Annotated in this window: 8 protein-coding genes, 1 tRNA gene and 1 other RNA gene; 5 read left to right on the top strand and 5 right to left on the bottom strand. The window is 74.4% G+C overall.

Annotated features, from left to right (window positions below; genetic code table 11):
* Window positions 1–20 precede the first annotated feature (20 nt).
* The 3 genes from ACZ7D7_RS21445 to ACZ7D7_RS21455 form a co-directional block, all read right to left on the bottom strand.
* Entirely contained in the window at window positions 21–1,964 is a 1,944-nt protein-coding gene (locus ACZ7D7_RS21445) for a pentapeptide repeat-containing protein (RefSeq protein WP_470826163.1), read from the bottom strand.
* A gap of 85 nt (window positions 1,965–2,049) precedes the next feature.
* Window positions 2,050–3,432 carry an esterase/lipase family protein gene (locus ACZ7D7_RS21450; RefSeq protein WP_470826164.1) on the bottom strand — a complete coding sequence of 461 codons (1,383 nt, stop codon included), beginning with the start codon at window positions 3,430–3,432 and terminating at the stop codon, window positions 2,050–2,052.
* On the bottom strand, window positions 3,433–7,872 hold the full coding sequence (locus ACZ7D7_RS21455) for a peptidase C14 caspase catalytic subunit p20 (RefSeq protein ID WP_470826166.1): 4,440 nt from the start codon (window positions 7,870–7,872) through the stop codon (window positions 3,433–3,435).
* Window positions 7,873–7,998: 126 nt separating this feature from the next.
* Between ACZ7D7_RS21455 and ACZ7D7_RS21460 the strand changes: the two genes are divergently transcribed.
* Window positions 7,999–8,988, top strand: a complete 990-nt coding sequence (locus tag ACZ7D7_RS21460; RefSeq protein ID WP_470826168.1) for a translation initiation factor 2 — start codon at window positions 7,999–8,001, stop codon at window positions 8,986–8,988.
* Window positions 8,989–9,084: 96 nt separating this feature from the next.
* On the opposite strand, the gene ACZ7D7_RS21465 is transcribed toward ACZ7D7_RS21460, so the two are convergent.
* On the bottom strand, window positions 9,085–9,606 hold the full coding sequence (locus ACZ7D7_RS21465; RefSeq protein WP_470826170.1) for an SRPBCC family protein: 522 nt from the start codon (window positions 9,604–9,606) through the stop codon (window positions 9,085–9,087).
* 239 nt (window positions 9,607–9,845) lie between these two features.
* Window positions 9,846–9,933, bottom strand: a tRNA-Ser gene (locus ACZ7D7_RS21470).
* A 73-nt stretch (window positions 9,934–10,006) separates the two neighbouring features.
* On the opposite strand from ACZ7D7_RS21470, the gene ffs reads away from it, so the two are divergent.
* The 4 genes from ffs (at window position 10,007) to ACZ7D7_RS21490 (ending at window position 16,732) form a co-directional block, all read left to right on the top strand.
* Window positions 10,007–10,101, top strand: an RNA gene (ffs, locus tag ACZ7D7_RS21475) — signal recognition particle sRNA small type.
* Between the two features lie 261 nt (window positions 10,102–10,362).
* Window positions 10,363–12,915: a DNA polymerase III subunit gamma and tau gene (locus ACZ7D7_RS21480; protein ID WP_470826171.1), complete on the top strand. Its 2,553-nt coding sequence runs from the start codon at window positions 10,363–10,365 to the stop codon at window positions 12,913–12,915.
* 190 nt (window positions 12,916–13,105) lie between these two features.
* On the top strand, window positions 13,106–14,419 hold the full coding sequence (purD, locus tag ACZ7D7_RS21485; RefSeq protein WP_470826172.1) for a phosphoribosylamine--glycine ligase: 1,314 nt from the start codon (window positions 13,106–13,108) through the stop codon (window positions 14,417–14,419).
* 357 nt (window positions 14,420–14,776) lie between these two features.
* Window positions 14,777–16,732 carry a hypothetical protein gene (locus tag ACZ7D7_RS21490; protein WP_470826236.1) on the top strand — a complete coding sequence of 652 codons (1,956 nt, stop codon included), beginning with the start codon at window positions 14,777–14,779 and terminating at the stop codon, window positions 16,730–16,732.
* Window positions 16,733–17,030 lie beyond the last annotated feature (298 nt).

A 17,030-nucleotide genomic window follows, 5' to 3' on the forward strand; every position in this document is an offset into this window, starting at 1 on the left:
CCCGGCGAGGGCGGGGTACCTCATCGCTTCACGCGGCTGCGCACGGCGAGGACCGCGAGCCCGAGCAGGGCCGGTTCCACGAGGCGGGCCGTCATCTCGACGTACGTCCCGGTGGTGGTCAGGTCCTGTCCGGAGGCGCGGAAGAGCACCGAATTGGCCACCACCTTCAGGGACTTCTCGAAGCGCGCGGTCGACACCCGCCGCGCGTACGGTCCTTCCGGGTTGACGGGGTCCGGCTTCCTGGTCGTCAGCGTCACCCGGTGGCCGTCCGTGGTCCCGGCGGTGACCGGGTCCGGGTCGGCCCGCGGCAGCCCCCAGAGCATCATCGCGAACACGGTGGCCGCCATCGCCAGGAGGAGCCAGGCCAGGGCACGCACGGCGCGCAGGCCGTATCCGGAGAGCGCCCAGTACAGCCCCAGCAGCGTCCGCTCACCGCGGGGCGCCGTGGTGTCGTGGCGGCGCATCTCCATCTCGCCGTAGTAGAAGTCGGCGGCGCCCGGCTCGTTGCGGCCGTCCTCCAGCGCCTTGCGGAGCTGCCGGTAGACCGGCGCGAGCACGGCGGGTTCGTGCGTCTCGACGCCCGGCGGAGCGGGTGTCCAGCCGACGCCGTACCGGGTCGCCCGCCAGTGGTGCTCCTCGGCGAGGGTCCGGCGGCGCGTCCAGCGCAGCCCGGCGGGTGGTCGCGACAGGACGCAGCGGCCTTCGAGCCGCAACTGGTCCAGGTGGACGCTCTCCACGAAGAGACAGCCGGTCAGGTCGACGTCGGCCAGCACCAGGTGCGCCGCGTCCACGCCCTTGACCGAGGTGACGCGCACCCGGGCGTCGGTGAGCCCCGGTTCGTCGATGTCCTCGCCCTCCGGCGAGACGAACCGGCGGGGCCGGCCGACGACCGTCACCGGGAACTCGACCACGGCGTCGGTCAGATCCACCTCCGCGTGCCGCAGCCGCAGCGCGGCTTTCGACGCCCACCGGGTCCGCCGGCAGCGCACCTCCCGCGCGGCGGCCTCCAGCGTCACCGCCGCCTCGAACACCGCGTCGGAGAAGTCCACCCTCCCCGGGCAGATCAGCGGGCCGATCCGGGCGGTGCGCCTGAAGACCGTCCGCCGGAACGCCACACCGGCCTCCAGCCCGGCCCCCGCGAACGACAGGTCACCGCCGATCGCGGCCCCGTCGAACGTGGCTTCCGCCGCGAAGTGAGCCTCCTCGAACGGCATGTCCCCGCCGACGTCCGCCTCGTCGAAGCAGGCTCTGCCCCGGTGGAAACGCGTGCCGTCGAAACAGGCGCGACCGGCGATCCGGACCTTCGCGAAGTCGGCACCGTCCTCGAAGACCGCGCCGTCGAAGGAGGCCTCCCCGTCGAGGACCGCCCCGGCGAAGGAGGCGACGCCGCACACCCGGACACCCGAGAAGTAGGCGTCCCCGCACGTCATGCCCTTGAACATCGCGCTACGGCCGACCTCGCCGACACAGAACCGCAGCGCGCCCTTGATCCGCGTCTCGTAGAACCAGGCATCGCCGCCCACGTCGGTGTCGTCGAGCCACACGTCCGCGGCGACCCGCGCCCCACCGAGGCGGATGTCTCCCGCGACCCGCACGTCACGGACGTACAGGCCCCCGTCGAACACGGCCGACGTGAAGGAGCAGAAGCCGCCGAAGTCGATCCCCTCCAGCTCGGCGTCACCGGTGAACCGCACCTCGTCGAACGACGCCTCACCCACCCGCGCCCGCCCGCTCCCCGGATCCCTGAGCGCCGCGACAAGCTCGTCGAGGAGCCTCTGGGTGAAGGGCGTGCCCCGGTGGTCGAGGTCGGCGCCGGGGGACAGCGAGGCCAGGTGAGCGGTCCGTTCGGCGCTGTCGAGGTGGGCCAGGCAGGCCGTGTACGAGCCCACTCTGCGGCCCTGGCAGGGCTCTCCGGCGTCGAGGTGCCCGCACTGCGGCCACGCGGGCGCGTTCATTCCGTTCATCCCGGCTCTCGTCTCATGCCGCCACGGCCGTTCATGTCGCCGCGACGGTTCATGCCGCCACGGCCGTTCATGTCGCCGCGACCGTTCATACCGCCATGACCGTCACGTCCCGCCGGTCACGGCCCCTCGGCCGGTCGACCAGCGCCTCGACCACCCAGCGTCCGGGCGTCGCCTCCAGTTCCGCGCGATAGCGGTCGGGCCCGAACTGCCGGAAGACGACGGGCAGTCTGCCGGGACGGCCCGAACGCCACATGAACGTCCGCAGATTGCGCCGCGGCAGGTCGTGCCCCAGCAACTCGATCACGAACGGACGGCCGGCGGCGACCGGGTCCCGGGGGAGGTGCAGCGCGATGCCCTCCTCACCGGCGAGCGCGCCACCGGGCGGGCGGCCCGCGCGGATCGCGAGCATCGCGTCCCGCAGCGCGGCACCGCTCGCCAGGTCCGCGTTGCGGAAGCCGGTCCACAGCATGGGGTCCGTACCGGTCCAGTCCGCGACGGCCGACCGGCGGGGCACCGTCCCGTCGCCCGCCCCCGGCAGGCCGCCGGTGATCCGCGACCCGTCGGAGGAGAGCACGAGCGCCTCGGGGCTCGGGAAGCCGACGCTGCCCAGGCAGTGCACGGTGTACGGGAGCGGTCCGGCGCGCCGGTGCTCGTCGCACGCCGAGCGGAACTCCTCCCGGAAGGCCACCGCCTCACGGACGGCGTCGCCCGGCAGCCCGGGGACGGGGTACCGGCTGTCGGTGATCTGCCGCTCGCGGCTCTTTCCCTCGACCCGCACGGCGGGGTAGCCCGGCAGCATCTCGGCGACCGCCGGCAGCGTGAGCGCCCAGTCACGCAGCACCTCGTTCAGCCGGGCGGCCACGTCGGCGCCGGGACCCCCGTCGCCGGGGACGGCATGGCCGGCCAGCAGCCGGGCGGCCTGGACCAGGCCCTGCTGCGGGGTGCCGAGCGTGACCAGGGTCCGGGCGGTCTCCCGGCCGTCCTCGCACTCCAGGTAGTGCCGTCCGATCAGACCGCCCGTCGCATGGCAGACCAGAATGACGCGCGGATCATCGGTCCGGTCCGGGTAGTACGCGTCGACCTGGGCACGCCACCGGTCGAGTTCGCACGCCACCCGCGCCCTCAACTGCCGTGCCACCAGCCGGTGGGACAGGCGCCAGTCGTAGCCGAACGGCACGAACTGCGCGTCGAGCGGGTCGCCGAGCGCGTCACGGAGATCCGGATAGCCCATGCAGGACAGCAGCCCCGGCACCGAGTCCGGGACCCGCAGCAGCCCGTCGGTGTCCAGCCGGAACGGGCCCTCGGGCGGCGCGTCCCCCAGCCCCGGCGGGAGGGCCACCTCGGTGAGCGCCGAGGCCGCCGCGCCACCGATCAGCCGCTCACCGCACAGCGCCCAGACGTCCCGGCCGTCCCGGCACAGCCGGGTGCCGAGGAACCCCGGGACGAAGACCACCAGATCGTGTCGCATTCACTCTCCCCCCGACCCGGCCGTGAGGAACGTGCGCGGCAGCCTGATCAGATCGCACCGGTCCTCCCCCTGCAACGCCATCACCAGACCCTCCGGGTCCATCGCGGTACGGACGGCGTGCACGTCGTATCCCCGCCTGGGGATCCCCGGCCCGTCGAGCCATCGCCGGGACCAGACGTCCCACGCGCGCGACACCGACCCGGGCATGCAGAGCAGCAGCACGGGCCGCTCCACGGGACCGGCGAACACCAGCGACCGCACGTCGGGGAAGTTCCCCGGCAGCCGCTCCGGGGGGTGGGCGCTTCCGTCCCCGGAGCAGTCCTTGACGTACACGCTGCCGTGGTCCGCCCAGGCCAGCACCGGCATCGAGGCGTCGTCCTCGTCGTCGTACAGCTCCCCGAGGGCGAGACAGGAGGGGGCGGCGGGGAGGACGACGCGCTGCTCGACGCCGTGTGCGCCCTCGGTCCAGACCCGCAACTCGTCACTCATGTCACCGGCCATCCAGGACGAACCGTCCCGCAGGACCCTCGTGTCGATCCCGCAGAACCCGCGGTCGGTCCGGATCTCGCGCAGCGCGGTCCCGGCGGACGAGACGTCGGCCGGGACCTCGTGGCGCACCAGCCGCCGCCCGTCGGCCACGCTCAGCCGCAGCGTGCCGGCGTCCGGGGCGCCGACCAGGCTCAGGGCGCGGGCCGGCTGGCCGGCGTCCCCGCCGAGCGGGACGTCCCGGTGGGCGAGGACCGCCAGGCCGTCGTCGAGCCGCCACAGCCGTACGGTCCGGCCGGCCGCGGCGGCCACCGTCCAGCCGTCCGCCGCCCGCACCGCGGCCACCGCCGTCACCGTGCGCCCCTCGTGGGCGAGTTCCGTGGCCGGAAGGGCGGCCGGGTCCCCCTGCTCCGGCCGGGAGACCCGGATCCGGTCGTGCCAGGCACGGCACAGCAGCGGCGGACCCTCCGGTGCGCCGGTCAGGGCGAGGACCGGGCGTTCGTTGCTCGGCCGCCGCTGGATCCCGTAGCCGGCCTCCAGCGCGGGCACCACGTCGACCACGCGGATGGAGGGGCCGTCGGCGACCGCGAGCAGTCCCCGACCGCCCGGTTCGAACGCCATGGCGCCCTCGCGGGGGGCGTCCAGAACGAGTGTGGCCTCGCGTCCGGACCGCCCGACGGACCAGATCCGGACAGACACCTCCTCGTATCCGGCGAGCAGCGGTTCGTCGCCGTACCACCCGAAGGCCAGGCCGCGCGCGTTCGAGGGGTACGTCGCCACCCGTTCCAGGACCGGCGCCGGGCCGGACTCCGCCTCGCACCGCCAGACGTACACGGCGGTCCCGTCGGCCACGGCGAAGAAGCCCTCCCGGAGCGAGACGGCGAACGCCGCGGCGGCCATCGCCGGTGCGGCCAGGACCACGCCGGGGTCGGTCCGGCAGGCGTGCAGACCGTCGACCCCGTTGAGGGTGCGGGTCACTTCGAACAGCTCCACCCGCTTCGCGCCCGCCGCCAGGACGAACATCCGCGCGCCCAGGGTGAGGGCCGCGAGCTGCCGCACATCGGCCGTACGGACCTCGCTCAGCTGGGTGTCCAGGGGAGTGCCGCTCTTCCAGAACCACAACCACACCCGGTCCCCGTCGGCCGCCAGGGCCACGCTCTCGCCGCTCGTCCCGGCCGCCGCCAGGGCGCGCACACTGCCGCCCCACCGGAACTCCCGACCGGGTGTCCGGGCGCCGGCGTGCCAGAAGTACACGGCCTGATCGTCCCGGGCGACGGTGACCCAGCGGGCCCCCGCGCCCACCTCGCGCACCTCGCCGAGCGGGCGCCCGCGCTCCCCGCCGGCCCGGGGCAGCCGGCGGGTCAGCAGCCGGGCGCCCGACTCCGGGTGCAGGACCTGCAGCTCCCCCAGCCCGGAGGCGGTCAGGGTGTCCGCGTGGGTCAGCCCCGCCGCCCCGGTCCCGGCGCGCCAGCTCAGCGCCCGCGCGCCGCCCGAGGGCGCCGCGCGCCGCCACTCCGGGGGGTCCGGCGGCACATCGGTCCAGTACTCCTGCCAGGGCAGGAAGCCGTCGGTGCGGCGCAGCGTCCGGTACGTCGCGTCGCGGTGACTGACGAAGGCGGTGGCGCTGAACAGGGCCTTGCGCTCCAGCAGGACTGCCGCCGGCAGCGGATGGGAGGCGCGGGGGAACGAGCCCGCGACCCTGCCGTACAGCGCGGCGCCGTCGCAGTCCCGGGCCAGGCCCGCCGCGAGCGGCAGCATGACGTCGGGGTTCGTACGCAGCAGGAAACCCACGTCCTCGAAGAGCTCCCGCAGGGCCTCCGGACCCACCTGGGCGGCGTGGGCGCCGAGGTATTCGAGGGTGTACTCGTCGGCACGGCTCCAGTCGCCGCCGGCGCGGGCGCGCAGCGCGTCGAGCACCCTGCGGTGCGCCTCCCGGGTGGTCAGTCCGGCGTCGGAGAGGAAGAACTCGCCGTAACTCGGATGGGCCAGCTGGTGGCGGACCCGTCCGGCCGTCTGCCGCGCGCCGTCCTTCTGCGTGGCGACGACGCCGCCGTCGGCGCTCCGGCACACCTGCCGCAGATCCTCCAGTGCGAGCTCCGGCGAGCCGGCCTCGCGCAGCGCGTTGGCGAGCGTCAGCCACACCGCGTCCGGGGTCAGCCCGGGTCCCTGGATCACCGCCAGCGCCCGGAGCACCTCATGGGCGCGCCGCGCGCCCGGCTGCTCGCTCAGGTGGCGGGTCTCCTCCGTGAGGCGGGTGCGCAGGCCCGCACCGCCGTCACGCAGCCACGCCTGCAGCTCGGCCTCGGCGGCGACCGTGGTCCGCCGGGCGAGCCCGGTCGCGACCAGCCGGGCCACCAGGAACGAGCCGTGGCTGCTCGCCGCGACGATCTCGGCCGTCCAGTCGCGGTCCTCGCGCCGCGCGTCACCCCGGTACGGCGACTGCTCGCTGTCCAGGACGGACAGCACCATGCCGGTGATGCTCGCGCGCGCCTCCTCGTCGTCCCCCAGGACCACGGGTTCGACGCTCAGCTCCAGGGCGTCCAGGAGCGACTCCTCCTCCGCGGGCGCGGTGCTGCGCCGGCGCGGCTGGGACCGGGTGCCGACGACCACCCGGACGCCGGGCGTGGCCGCCAGGGGGTTCAGGACGTGCCGGGCGATCGCGTACGCCTGGTCCGGGAGGGCCTCGTCGAGCGCGTCGAAGAGCAGGTTCACCGAGCCCGCCCGGCCGACCAGCTCCTCGAAGGCGTCGGTGAACTTCTCCGACGTCACCGGCTCCTCCGGCAGCTCAGGCGCCCCGTCGACGTCCGCCAGCACCTCCCGCAGGTGCCCGGCCAGCGAATGGGCGGACTGACCGCGGCAGCTCAGCGCCGCGTGCACCGTGCCCGCCCGGGGCAGCGTCGCGGGGTCGAGGTCCCCGCCGAGGGTCTCCCGCCAGCTCGGCAGGGAGGTGTGGGCCAGCCGGCCGAGCAGCGCGGTCTTCCCCGTGCCCGCCAGTCCCGTCACCGCGAGGAGCCCCTTCGGGTGGGTGTCCATCCAGCGCACGATCCGGCTCAGCGCTTCCCGCCGGCCCGCGAAGTGGCGGCTGAGATGGCTGTTCTCCTCGATCCCGAACTGCTCGGCCTCGATCCACGGCTTCCGCCGCGTCAGCACGGCCGGCGTGTACACCGGCCGGTCGGGCTGGTGGTAGTGGGGGTTGTCGAGGAAGTTGTTGGGCAGCGCCCGGACATCCCGGCAGTCCGGCCGCTGCGCCGGGTCGTCGAGTCCGTCGTCCGCCGCCCGCGCGTCCACGGCACGGCAGAGATACGGCAGCGGCAGATACAGGGCGGACGGCTCGAACGGCCGGGCCTGGTCGTCCGCGACGAAGTCCGGCGTCGCCAGCGCCTCCTCCAGCCACGTCACCCAGCGGCCCGCCGCTACCTGCGCGTCCGCCCCCGAGGTGCCGATGACGGCGAAGCCCTTCCGCCGGCTCTCCCGCGCCCGGAGCACCGCGGGGTCCCGCTCCAGCTCCACGGCGTGCCGCACCGCCTCGCCCAGGGAGTTGTAGCTCTGGGAGGAGCAGGCGTCGACGATCAGCAGGGTGTCGGTCTCGTACTCCGGCCGCAGCAGGAAACCCACCAGTTCGAGCAGGGAGACGGCCCGGGCGGGGTCGAACTCGCCCGACTGCCAGGAGTCGGCGCAGGCGAGGAAGTAACCCTCGTCGCCGCGCTGGACGCCGTGTCCCGTCCAGTAGAGGATCTTCCGCTCGGCGCCGGCGGCCACGAACTCCTCCAGCCCGGCCCACAGGTGCTCGCGGGTCGCCCCGCTCCGGTCGGCCCGGAAGGTCTCCCCGAACCCCAGCTTCTCCCGCGCGGTCCCGGCGAACCGCTCACGGACGTCGTCCAGTTGCGGGCGGCGCAGCCTCTGCCGCTCCTCCGCCTCCGGATGGAGGTACTCCGGTACGGCGACGGTGCCCACCAGAGAAGAGGTTCGCCGCTCGGCTTTCAGTAACGCCAGCCGGTCACCCGCGTCGCTTCGTACCATGAGATCGACCGCACCCCCCTGACAGCGTCCAACACAGCCTGTGTACCAGTGGAGTTGGCAATGCGAGACAGATTCACCGTGGTTGGCCGGGCAACGGGCTGTCATCTCCTGGAGGGGGACGGGACCCGGCCCATCGAAGAGGAGAACGTCCACGTCAAGTACACGCCGAGGCGTGTGCAGTTCCCGGAGGAGATCGCCGCCTGGCGCCGGTCCATCGAGGCGGAGGAGGAACGCAAGGAGGCCGCTGGACTGCCGCACCGGTGGAACAACGCGCGCTTCGCGGTCGAGCGGGTCGTCGTCACCCGTACGCATCTGGCCGAGGTGCCCGTGGTCTCCCTCACCATGCGGGACGCGGACTACTTCGACTTCCTCACCACGTCGCTCAACCTCGACCGGCGGCAGAAGAACGGCCTCACACTGCGCGAGCAGTATCTGGCGGGCGGCGACCCGGCCGACGCGCCCTCCTGGATGAACTGCAGCTTCGGCGTCAACGTGGCGCTGGAGACCGGCAAGGACGGCAAGATGCTCTTCTCCCGGCGCAGCGCCCAGGTCGCCGGGCCGAACAGCGCCCGGTGGAACTCCTCCGCCAACGAGGGCATGGCCCAGCAGCACGACCTGCCCGGGGACGGCAGCCCGATCAGCCTGCACGCGGTGGCGCGCCGCGCCCTCTTCGAGGAACTCGCCGTGCACGACGGGGACCGGACCAGGGTCGAACTGCTCGGTTTCGGGCTCGACCTGGTCAACCACCAGTGGGCGGCGTTCTTCCGCGCGGTGGTGCCCGACCTCGACGAGCAGGCGCTGCGCCTCCGCTGGACACGGGGTATCGCCGACAAGTGGGAGCACGACCGGTTCGAGTTCGTGGACGCGGACCCGGAGTCGGTGCTCGGCTTCATCGCGGACAAGCCGGAGGAGCAGTGGACGCCCTGCGCGCCCACGCTCTTCTACCTCGCCCTGGTCCGCGGTGCGGTGGAACGCGCCAACGGCAACCCGGCCGCCCGCTTCGACGTGGAGCGCGCGGAACAGAAGGTCATGTCGAACCGCGACCTCTGAGCCGGCACCGTGACCACCCCGGCCACGGCATCGTCACTGGCGTGGTCACCCGTTCCACGGCGTACTCGTGGCGGCCGGCCGGGACGCCCGACGGCGTCAGGCCGCGCGGTCGGCGCTGCGCTCTGTGGGCAGGCCCCGCTTGGCGCGCAGTCGGCGCACCCACGGACTCCAGCGTGCGGGCCGCGCCGGGGGTTCGCCCATCACCTCCCGGTGGCAGCGGTCCAGCGCGTCCTCGACCACGGCGTCGTGCACCCAGCGGGTGATCAACGGCCACATCCACAGCATGCGCCCGTAGGTGCGGGCGAACGCCTCGTGCCGCACCACCGTCCCGGACTGTCCCCCGCGCACCTGTGGCTCGACGACGAAGCGGTGGTGGCCGCGCAGGCCCACTCCAGGACTGATCTCGAAGGTGACCGTCCGCCCCGGCGTGTAGTCCACGACGGAGTAGCGGATGGTGCCGTGGCCCCCGGTCGCGCCCACGGCGAGGGGCCGGTCGAAGGTCATCGGGGGCCAGTCGTCCACCGGCCACAGCCGGTCGCCCTCGGAGGCGAGCGAGTCGAGCAGCGGGCCGACTTCGTCAACGTCCACCGGCCACCAACGCTCGTGAACATTACGCATGCTGCTCTCCCCCTCGACGCGACGGCCCTGCCGACTCCACCGTGACGGAGCGGGGGCACGGCCCGCGTCCCCGCTGCTGGAAGCTGCAGCCGGGCAGTCGGCAGACAGTACGGACGGCACAGCCGGCGCAGACGGCTCAAGGAAGCTGAACGACAGGTTCGGGCACGGGATCGTTCCGCCACGTCGAAGGGCCCCACCGCGAACGGTGGGGCCCTTCGACATCGTGCCCGGTGAGGCACTGGCGGAGGATACGAGATTCGAACTCGTGAGGGGTTGCCCCCAACACGCTTTCCAAGCGTGCGCCCTAGGCCTCTAGGCGAATCCTCCGCCGGAAACATTACATGACGGCGGGGAGTGCTCGCGAACTCGTTCCCTGCCTGCGGGATCGGGTACTCTGTGCGGAGCCCCTCACGCGGCGCTATCTGACTGAACTCCCCCAGGGCCGGAAGGCAGCAAGGGTAGGTTGGCTCTGGCGGGTGCGTGGGGGGCGTTTGCGTTCCAGCCCGGCCCCACGGCCATCCAAGGCCGCCCGTGCCGCCGCCCGCCCCGCCCACACCGGCTGGGCCGCCGCCCACCCGGGCCGCCCCGCCCACGCCACCGGGGTCGCCGCCCACCCGTGCCGCTCCACCCACGCCACCGGGGTCGCCGCCCACCCGGGCCACCCCGCCCACACCACCTGGGCCGCCGACCCCGGCGTGACCTTCCCCGCTCTCCGTGCGGGACTCGTTGTCGGTGGGCGCCTATAACCTCGTATGCGTGTCGTCTCTCGCGCTGTACCGCCGCTATCGCCCGGAGTCGTTCGCCGAGGTCATCGGGCAGGAGCATGTCACCGACCCGTTGCAGCAGGCGCTGCGGAACAACCGGGTCAATCACGCGTACCTGTTCAGCGGTCCGCGCGGCTGCGGCAAGACGACCAGCGCCCGGATCCTGGCCCGCTGTCTGAACTGCGAGCAGGGCCCCACGCCGACCCCGTGCGGCGAGTGCCAGTCCTGCCAGGACCTCGCGCGCAACGGCCCCGGTTCCATCGACGTCATCGAGATCGACGCCGCCTCCCACGGTGGCGTGGACGACGCCCGTGACCTGCGCGAAAAGGCCTTCTTCGGCCCCGCCCGCAGCCGGTACAAGATCTACATCATCGACGAGGCCCACATGGTCACGTCGGCCGGTTTCAACGCCCTGCTGAAGGTCGTCGAGGAGCCCCCGGAGCACCTCAAGTTCATCTTCGCGACCACCGAGCCCGAGAAGGTCATCGGGACGATCCGGTCGCGTACGCACCACTACCCCTTCCGGCTCGTGCCGCCCGGCACCCTGCGCGAGTACCTCGGCGAGGTGTGCGCCAAGGAGAAGATCCCGGTCGAGGACGGCGTGCTCCCGCTCGTCGTGCGGGCCGGTGGCGGTTCCGTGCGTGACTCGATGTCCGTCATGGACCAGCTGCTCGCCGGCGCCGGGGCCGGCGGTGTGACCTACGCCATGGCCACCTCCCTCCTCGGCTACACCGACGGCTCCCTGCTCGACTCGGTGGTCGAGGCCTTCGCCACCGGCGACGGCGCCGCCGCCTTCGAGGTCGTGGACCGCGTCATCGAGGGCGGCAACGACCCGCGCCGCTTCGTCGCCGACCTGCTGGAACGACTGCGCGACCTGGTGATCCTGGCCGCCGTCCCGGACGCCGCCGAGAAGGGCCTCATCGACGCCCCCGCCGACGTCATCGAGCGGATGCAGGCCCAGGCCGGCACCTTCGGCCCGGCCGAGCTCAGCCGTGCCGCCGATCTCGTCAACGAGGGGCTCACCGAGATGCGGGGCGCCAACTCCCCCCGCCTTCAGCTCGAGCTCATCTGCGCCCGCGTCCTCCTGCCCGCCGCCTACGGCGACGAGCGCTCCGTCATGGCCCGCCTCGACCGCATCGAGCGCGGCGTCTCCTTCTCCGCGGGAGCGGGCGCGCCCGCCATGGGGTACGTTCCCGGGCCCGACGCCCATACGGCAGCCGCCGCGCCGAGCGCCGCCGCTCAGCCGCCCGCCGTTCCACCCACCTCCATTCCGGCCGCCTCTGTTCCGCCCGGCGGCGGTCCCGCCGCGGCCCGAGCGGCCGTACGTGCCGCCGGTGGCGGATCCGGAGCCGCGCCGAGCGGTCCGCCCGGCGCTCCCAGTGGCTCCGGCGCGCCCGGGGTGGGGGGAGCGACGTCGGCCGGTGGTCCGCCGACACCCGCACCGACACCGACATCGACGGGCGTGCCTGCGGGAACCGGTGGGCCGGGTGGGCCCGGGGCTCCTGGCGCGCCCGCGCCCGCCCCTGCCTCCACGTCCGCCAACGCCCCTGTCGGCCCGGCGGCCGACGCACCGCCCGCCGCCCAGCCCCCGGCGCCCCAGCCCACCCAGCCGACCCAGGCTCCGACCGCCCCCGCCTCTCCCGCCTCCGGCGCCTGGCCCACCGCCGCCCCCGCCGGAGGCGGACGCCGGCCCGGTGGCTGGCCCACCGCGGCTCCCGCGGGCGGCGGGCAACCCCCGGCCCCGGCCCCTGCCCCCACCACGGCCACGCCGCCGGGCGCCCCCGCGGCTCCGGGCCCGTCCACGCCCACCCCCGCCGCCCACGCGCAGTCCGCGCCCCCGGCGTCACCGGCACCGCCGCCCCACCAGGCGCCCGCTCAGGCCCCGACGGGCGGCGGCCTCGACCCCCGCATGCTCTGGCCGAACATCCTGGAGGCGGTCAAGAACCGCCGCCGGTTCACCTGGATCCTCCTCAGCCAGAACGCCCACGTGGCCGCCTTCGACGGCACCACCCTCCAACTCGGCTTCGTCAACGCGGGCGCGCGGGACAACTTCCTGAGCAGCGGCAGCGAGGACGTGCTGCGGCAGGCACTGGGTGAGCAGTTCAGCGTGCAGTGGAAGATCGAGGCGATCGTCGACCCGTCCGGCGGCACGGGCGCCCCCGCGCCGTCCGGCCCGTCGGGCGGCTACGGCGGCGGTACGGGCGGCCAGGGCGGCGGTGGCTACGGCGGCGGCGGCGCCGGTGGTTACGGCGGTGGTGGCGGTGGTGGCTACGGCGGTGGCGGTACGCCCGCTCCCCGCCCGGCGCCCCAGCAGGGGGCGGGGCCGACCGCGCCGGGATCGTCGTCCGGGCGGACCGCGGCGACGCAGTCCACCGCACCCGCACCCGTGCCCCAGCCGTCGGCCCCGGAGCCGCCCCCGATCTCGCCCGAGGACGACATCCCGGAGGACGACGACCCGGATCTCGACGAGTCGGCCCTCTCCGGGACGGAGCTGCTCGTGCGCGAACTCGGCGCGACCGTTGTGGAGGAGCTCTCGAACGACTGAGAGCGGCAGGCGGTAATTGCCGGCGCCGGGCCTCCCGCGTGCGGGTCGGGTGGGGCCGGTGCGGGACGGCGCCGGGCCGCCCGCGTGCGGGCCCAAGCGCCCCGCTTGGAGAAACCTCCAAGGCCACCACCCCCGCCCCCTCGGAAGCCCGCACAAAGGAAACGCCTCCCCGCCCGTTAGGCTGACCCCCGTGAAGGTCCTCGTCATCGGCAGCGGTGCCCGCGAACACGCCCTGTGCCGCTCCCTGTCCCTCGACCCCGACGTCACGGCGCTGCACTGCGCCCCCGGCAACGCCGGCATCGCCGAGGTCGCCGAGCTGCACCAGGTCGACGCCCTCGACGGCGCGGCCGTGGCCGCCCTGGCCACGCGGCTGGGCGCCGGGCTGGTGGTCGTGGGCCCGGAGGCCCCGCTCGTCGCCGGGGTCGCCGACGCGGTGCGCGAGGCCGGCATCCCGGTCTTCGGCCCTTCCAAGGAGGCCGCGCGGCTGGAGGGCTCCAAGGCCTTCGCCAAGGACGTGATGGCGGCGGCCGGCGTCCCCACCGCGCGCTCCTACGTCTGCACGAACCCGGAAGAGGTCGCCACCGCCCTCGACGCCTTCGGCGCCCCGTACGTCGTCAAGGACGACGGGCTCGCCGCTGGCAAGGGCGTCGTCGTCACCAGTGACGTCGAGGCGGCCAGGGAGCACGCGGCGGCCTGCGACCGCGTCGTGATCGAGGAGTTCCTCGACGGACCCGAGGTCTCCCTCTTCGCGGTCACCGACGGCGTGACCGTGGTCCCCCTCCAGCCCGCCCAGGACTTCAAGCGCGCCCTGGACGGCGACGAGGGTCCGAACACCGGCGGCATGGGCGCGTACTCGCCGCTGCCGTGGGCGGACCCGAAGCTGGTCGACGAGGTGATGCAGACGGTTCTGCAGCCCACGGTCGACGAGATGCGCCGACGCGGCACCCCGTTCTCCGGGCTGCTCTACGCCGGTCTCGCCATCACCTCGCGCGGCGTCCGCGTCATCGAGTTCAACGCCCGCTTCGGCGACCCCGAGACGCAGGTGGTCCTGGCCCGTCTGAAGACGCCGCTCGCCGGTCTCCTGATGGCCGCCGCGACCGGCAACCTCGCCGACCTGGAGCCGCTGCGCTGGAGTGAGGACGCCGCGGTCACGGTCGTCGTCGCCTCGCACAACTACCCCGGCACCCCGCGCACCGGCGACCCGATCACCGGCCTGGACGAGGTCGCCGCCCAGGACGCCCCGCACGCGTACGTGCTGCACGCCGGCACCAAGCAGGACGGCGACGCCGTGGTCAGCGCCGGCGGCCGCGTCCTGTCCGTCACCGCGACCGGCAACGACCTGACCGAGGCCCGCGAGCGCGCGTACCGGGCCGTGGGCCGCATCCGGCTCGACGGTTCCCAGCACCGTACGGACATCGCGGCGAAGGTCGCGGGAGACGCGGGAGACGCGGGCGGAACGGGAGACGCGGAAACCCCGGGAGGCCCGGGAGCCGCAGGCGTCTGACCTCCTCCCGCCCCCGCCTCCCGCCCCCCGCTGAAACGACCCCGCTCACGCGGCTTCAGCGGCCGGAAGACAACCGAACCCGCAGGCCCCGGACCCGTCTCAGGATCCGGGGCCTGATCCTTGCTGTCCGTCATCCACCTTTCCCCAAAGCCATTCCATCGAGTGACCGATGCCCCATCCGGCTGACGAGGGCCGGGGCCCCAACTAGGGTGCGGCGCAAGCTTTCCGGCACATGGCCCACCGGCATTGCGATGTCAGTCGTGGGTGCCACAGTGGGGGAGTGAGCACCACGAGAACGGCACCGAGCAGGAGAGCACCAAGGACATCAGGGAGGGGTTGAGGTCCGGCGTGACCGGTATGGGTATGGAGGTGGGCGCGCAGGCCGCGCGCTCCCGGGCGATCGCCGTGCTGCGCATGCGCAGCCGGGCACTGGCTGTCGCCCTGCTGCCCGCGGCCGCCGCCGTGATCCTGCTCGTCGGAGGCTCGACGGGCCATCTGACGGGCGTCGTCTGGGACGCCGCCCGCTGGGCCGTGACCCCGCTCGCCGTCGTGGTCCTGCTCGCCGCCGCCGGCATCGCCCTGGTCGTCGCCCGCTCCCGCCCGGCCATGAGCCCGACGGTCCCGATCGCCGAGGAGTCGGCCCCCGACCTGTACCGGCTGGTGCGCGACCTCGCCGACCGCCTCGACGTCCCCGCACCGTCCGCGATAGCGCTCACCCCGGACTGCGACAGCTGGCTGGAGGACCGTACGCACCCGGCGCACGGCCCGCCCACGAGCACGCCCGCACCCGCCGTCCCGGGCCCGTCCCCCGACGCCGACGACCGGCCCGGCGGGCACGACAGACAGGACGGACACGACAGCCCCAGTGGACCCGAGGCGCATGAGGCGCACGAGCCGCACGACGCCTCCGGCGACGGGACAGCCACCGGCCCCGGCAGCGGCCCTGGCCCTGGCGCTGGCAGCGGCAGTGGTGCACACCGCCGCGCCACCACGGCCCCCGTCCTCGTCATCGGCTCCCCCTTCCTGTGGTGGATGCGCGTCGGCGAGCTGCGTGCGGTCCTCGCCCCGGTCGTCGCCGGTACGGGCCCGTCAGCACACCCCGACATAGCGGCCGCCCGGCGCTTCGTCCGCGGCCTGGACGCCGCCGTCGCCGTGACCTCGGCACCCGGCCGCGGACCGCTCACCGGCTCGGTGCTGGCCGGCGTGGGCTGGGTGGCCCGCCTGATGCTGCGCAGCTGCCGTGTGCACGCCGCCGAGATGGAGCGCGGCGTCGCCACCGCCGCCGCCGAGCGTGCACAGGCTGTGGACTACGGCGTGCGGATCGTCGCCCAGGAACAGGTGGGCCTGGCCTACGCCGGCTGGGACCGCCTGCTGACCCGGGTCGCGCTGCCCGCCTGGCGGATGGGGCGCTGGCCGTCGCGGCTGGACGCCGGTGTCGTCGCCGCGCTCACCGAGCTGTCCCGGCGCGACCGCCTGGCCGAGGGCTTCGCCTCCCGGCTCGGCGAGCGTCCGGCCTGTGACCTGCTGGAAGAGCCCGGCCTGGTCGACGAGGCGACCTCGCTCCTCGCCGCCCGCCTCTTCCACGGCGGCCCCGCCGAGCCCGGCCCGGACTGGTCCCCGGTGGACTGGGACGCGTATCCGGAGGAGGTCGTGGACCGCAAGTGGCGCACCGACGCCGCCCGTCTGCACCGCGTCCTCGACGCCCTCGCCGTACGCCGCGGAGCCGACGCCGGCACCCCGGGCACGGACGGCCCGACCCTGTCCCGCGTCCTCGACCACCTCACGGAACCAACGAGACCACGGACCGGACAGCAGGCCCCCGCCCCCGAGCAGGAGGCCCCCGACTCCGGCTACTACGACTCCGACTACGACGACGAGGAAGACCTCTCCGGCACCACCCCCCGCAGTGCCGCCCTCGCTGCCGGTCTCAGTGCGGAGGTGGCCCGCGAGGAGGCCGTCGCCGCCCGGACCGCTCCGCCCGCCGGAGCGCCCCCCACCGGGCAGACCGGGCCGGACACCGTGCTGTGGGACGACCGGGCGCTCCCGCTGTTCCCCCTTCAACCGCCCCGCACGGGCCGTGAGTTGCTCGCCGACCACATCACGGCGATGGTGTGCTGCGCCGCGATGGACACCGCCGGTGCGGCCCCGGGCCTCGACTGGCTGGACGGACCGTCGCTCCTGATCAACGGCGAACGCGCCACCGACCTCGCCCCCCGCGTCCTGAGCCTCGTGGAACAGGGCGACCCGGCGCCCTTGCGCTCCTGGCTGTCCGACCTCGGCATACGCCCGGAGAAGCCCGTACGGCTCGTGTGACCCGCCGCCCCTGTGCTCGCCGGCCGCCCAGCGGAGCGCTCTTCCCCTACCCGGACCCCCCGCTTCCACTTTCGGCCAATCCGCGACGAATAGTGACAGTGTGCGTGCGGTATGTGATGTGCTGGGGGGCGATCGCGCACGTGGCAATCACGCTCGGCACAGGACCGGGGCAGCACGGCACCGAACGGCCGCCTGACGCACGGGGCGGCACCGAACGGCACCGGGCGGCGCGCGCGACGACCGGCGACCACCGGCGACCACCACGACGAGGCGCGACCGCGGGGGACGAGGGAGGGGA

The organism is Streptomyces sp. NPDC037054 (genome assembly GCF_055606745.1).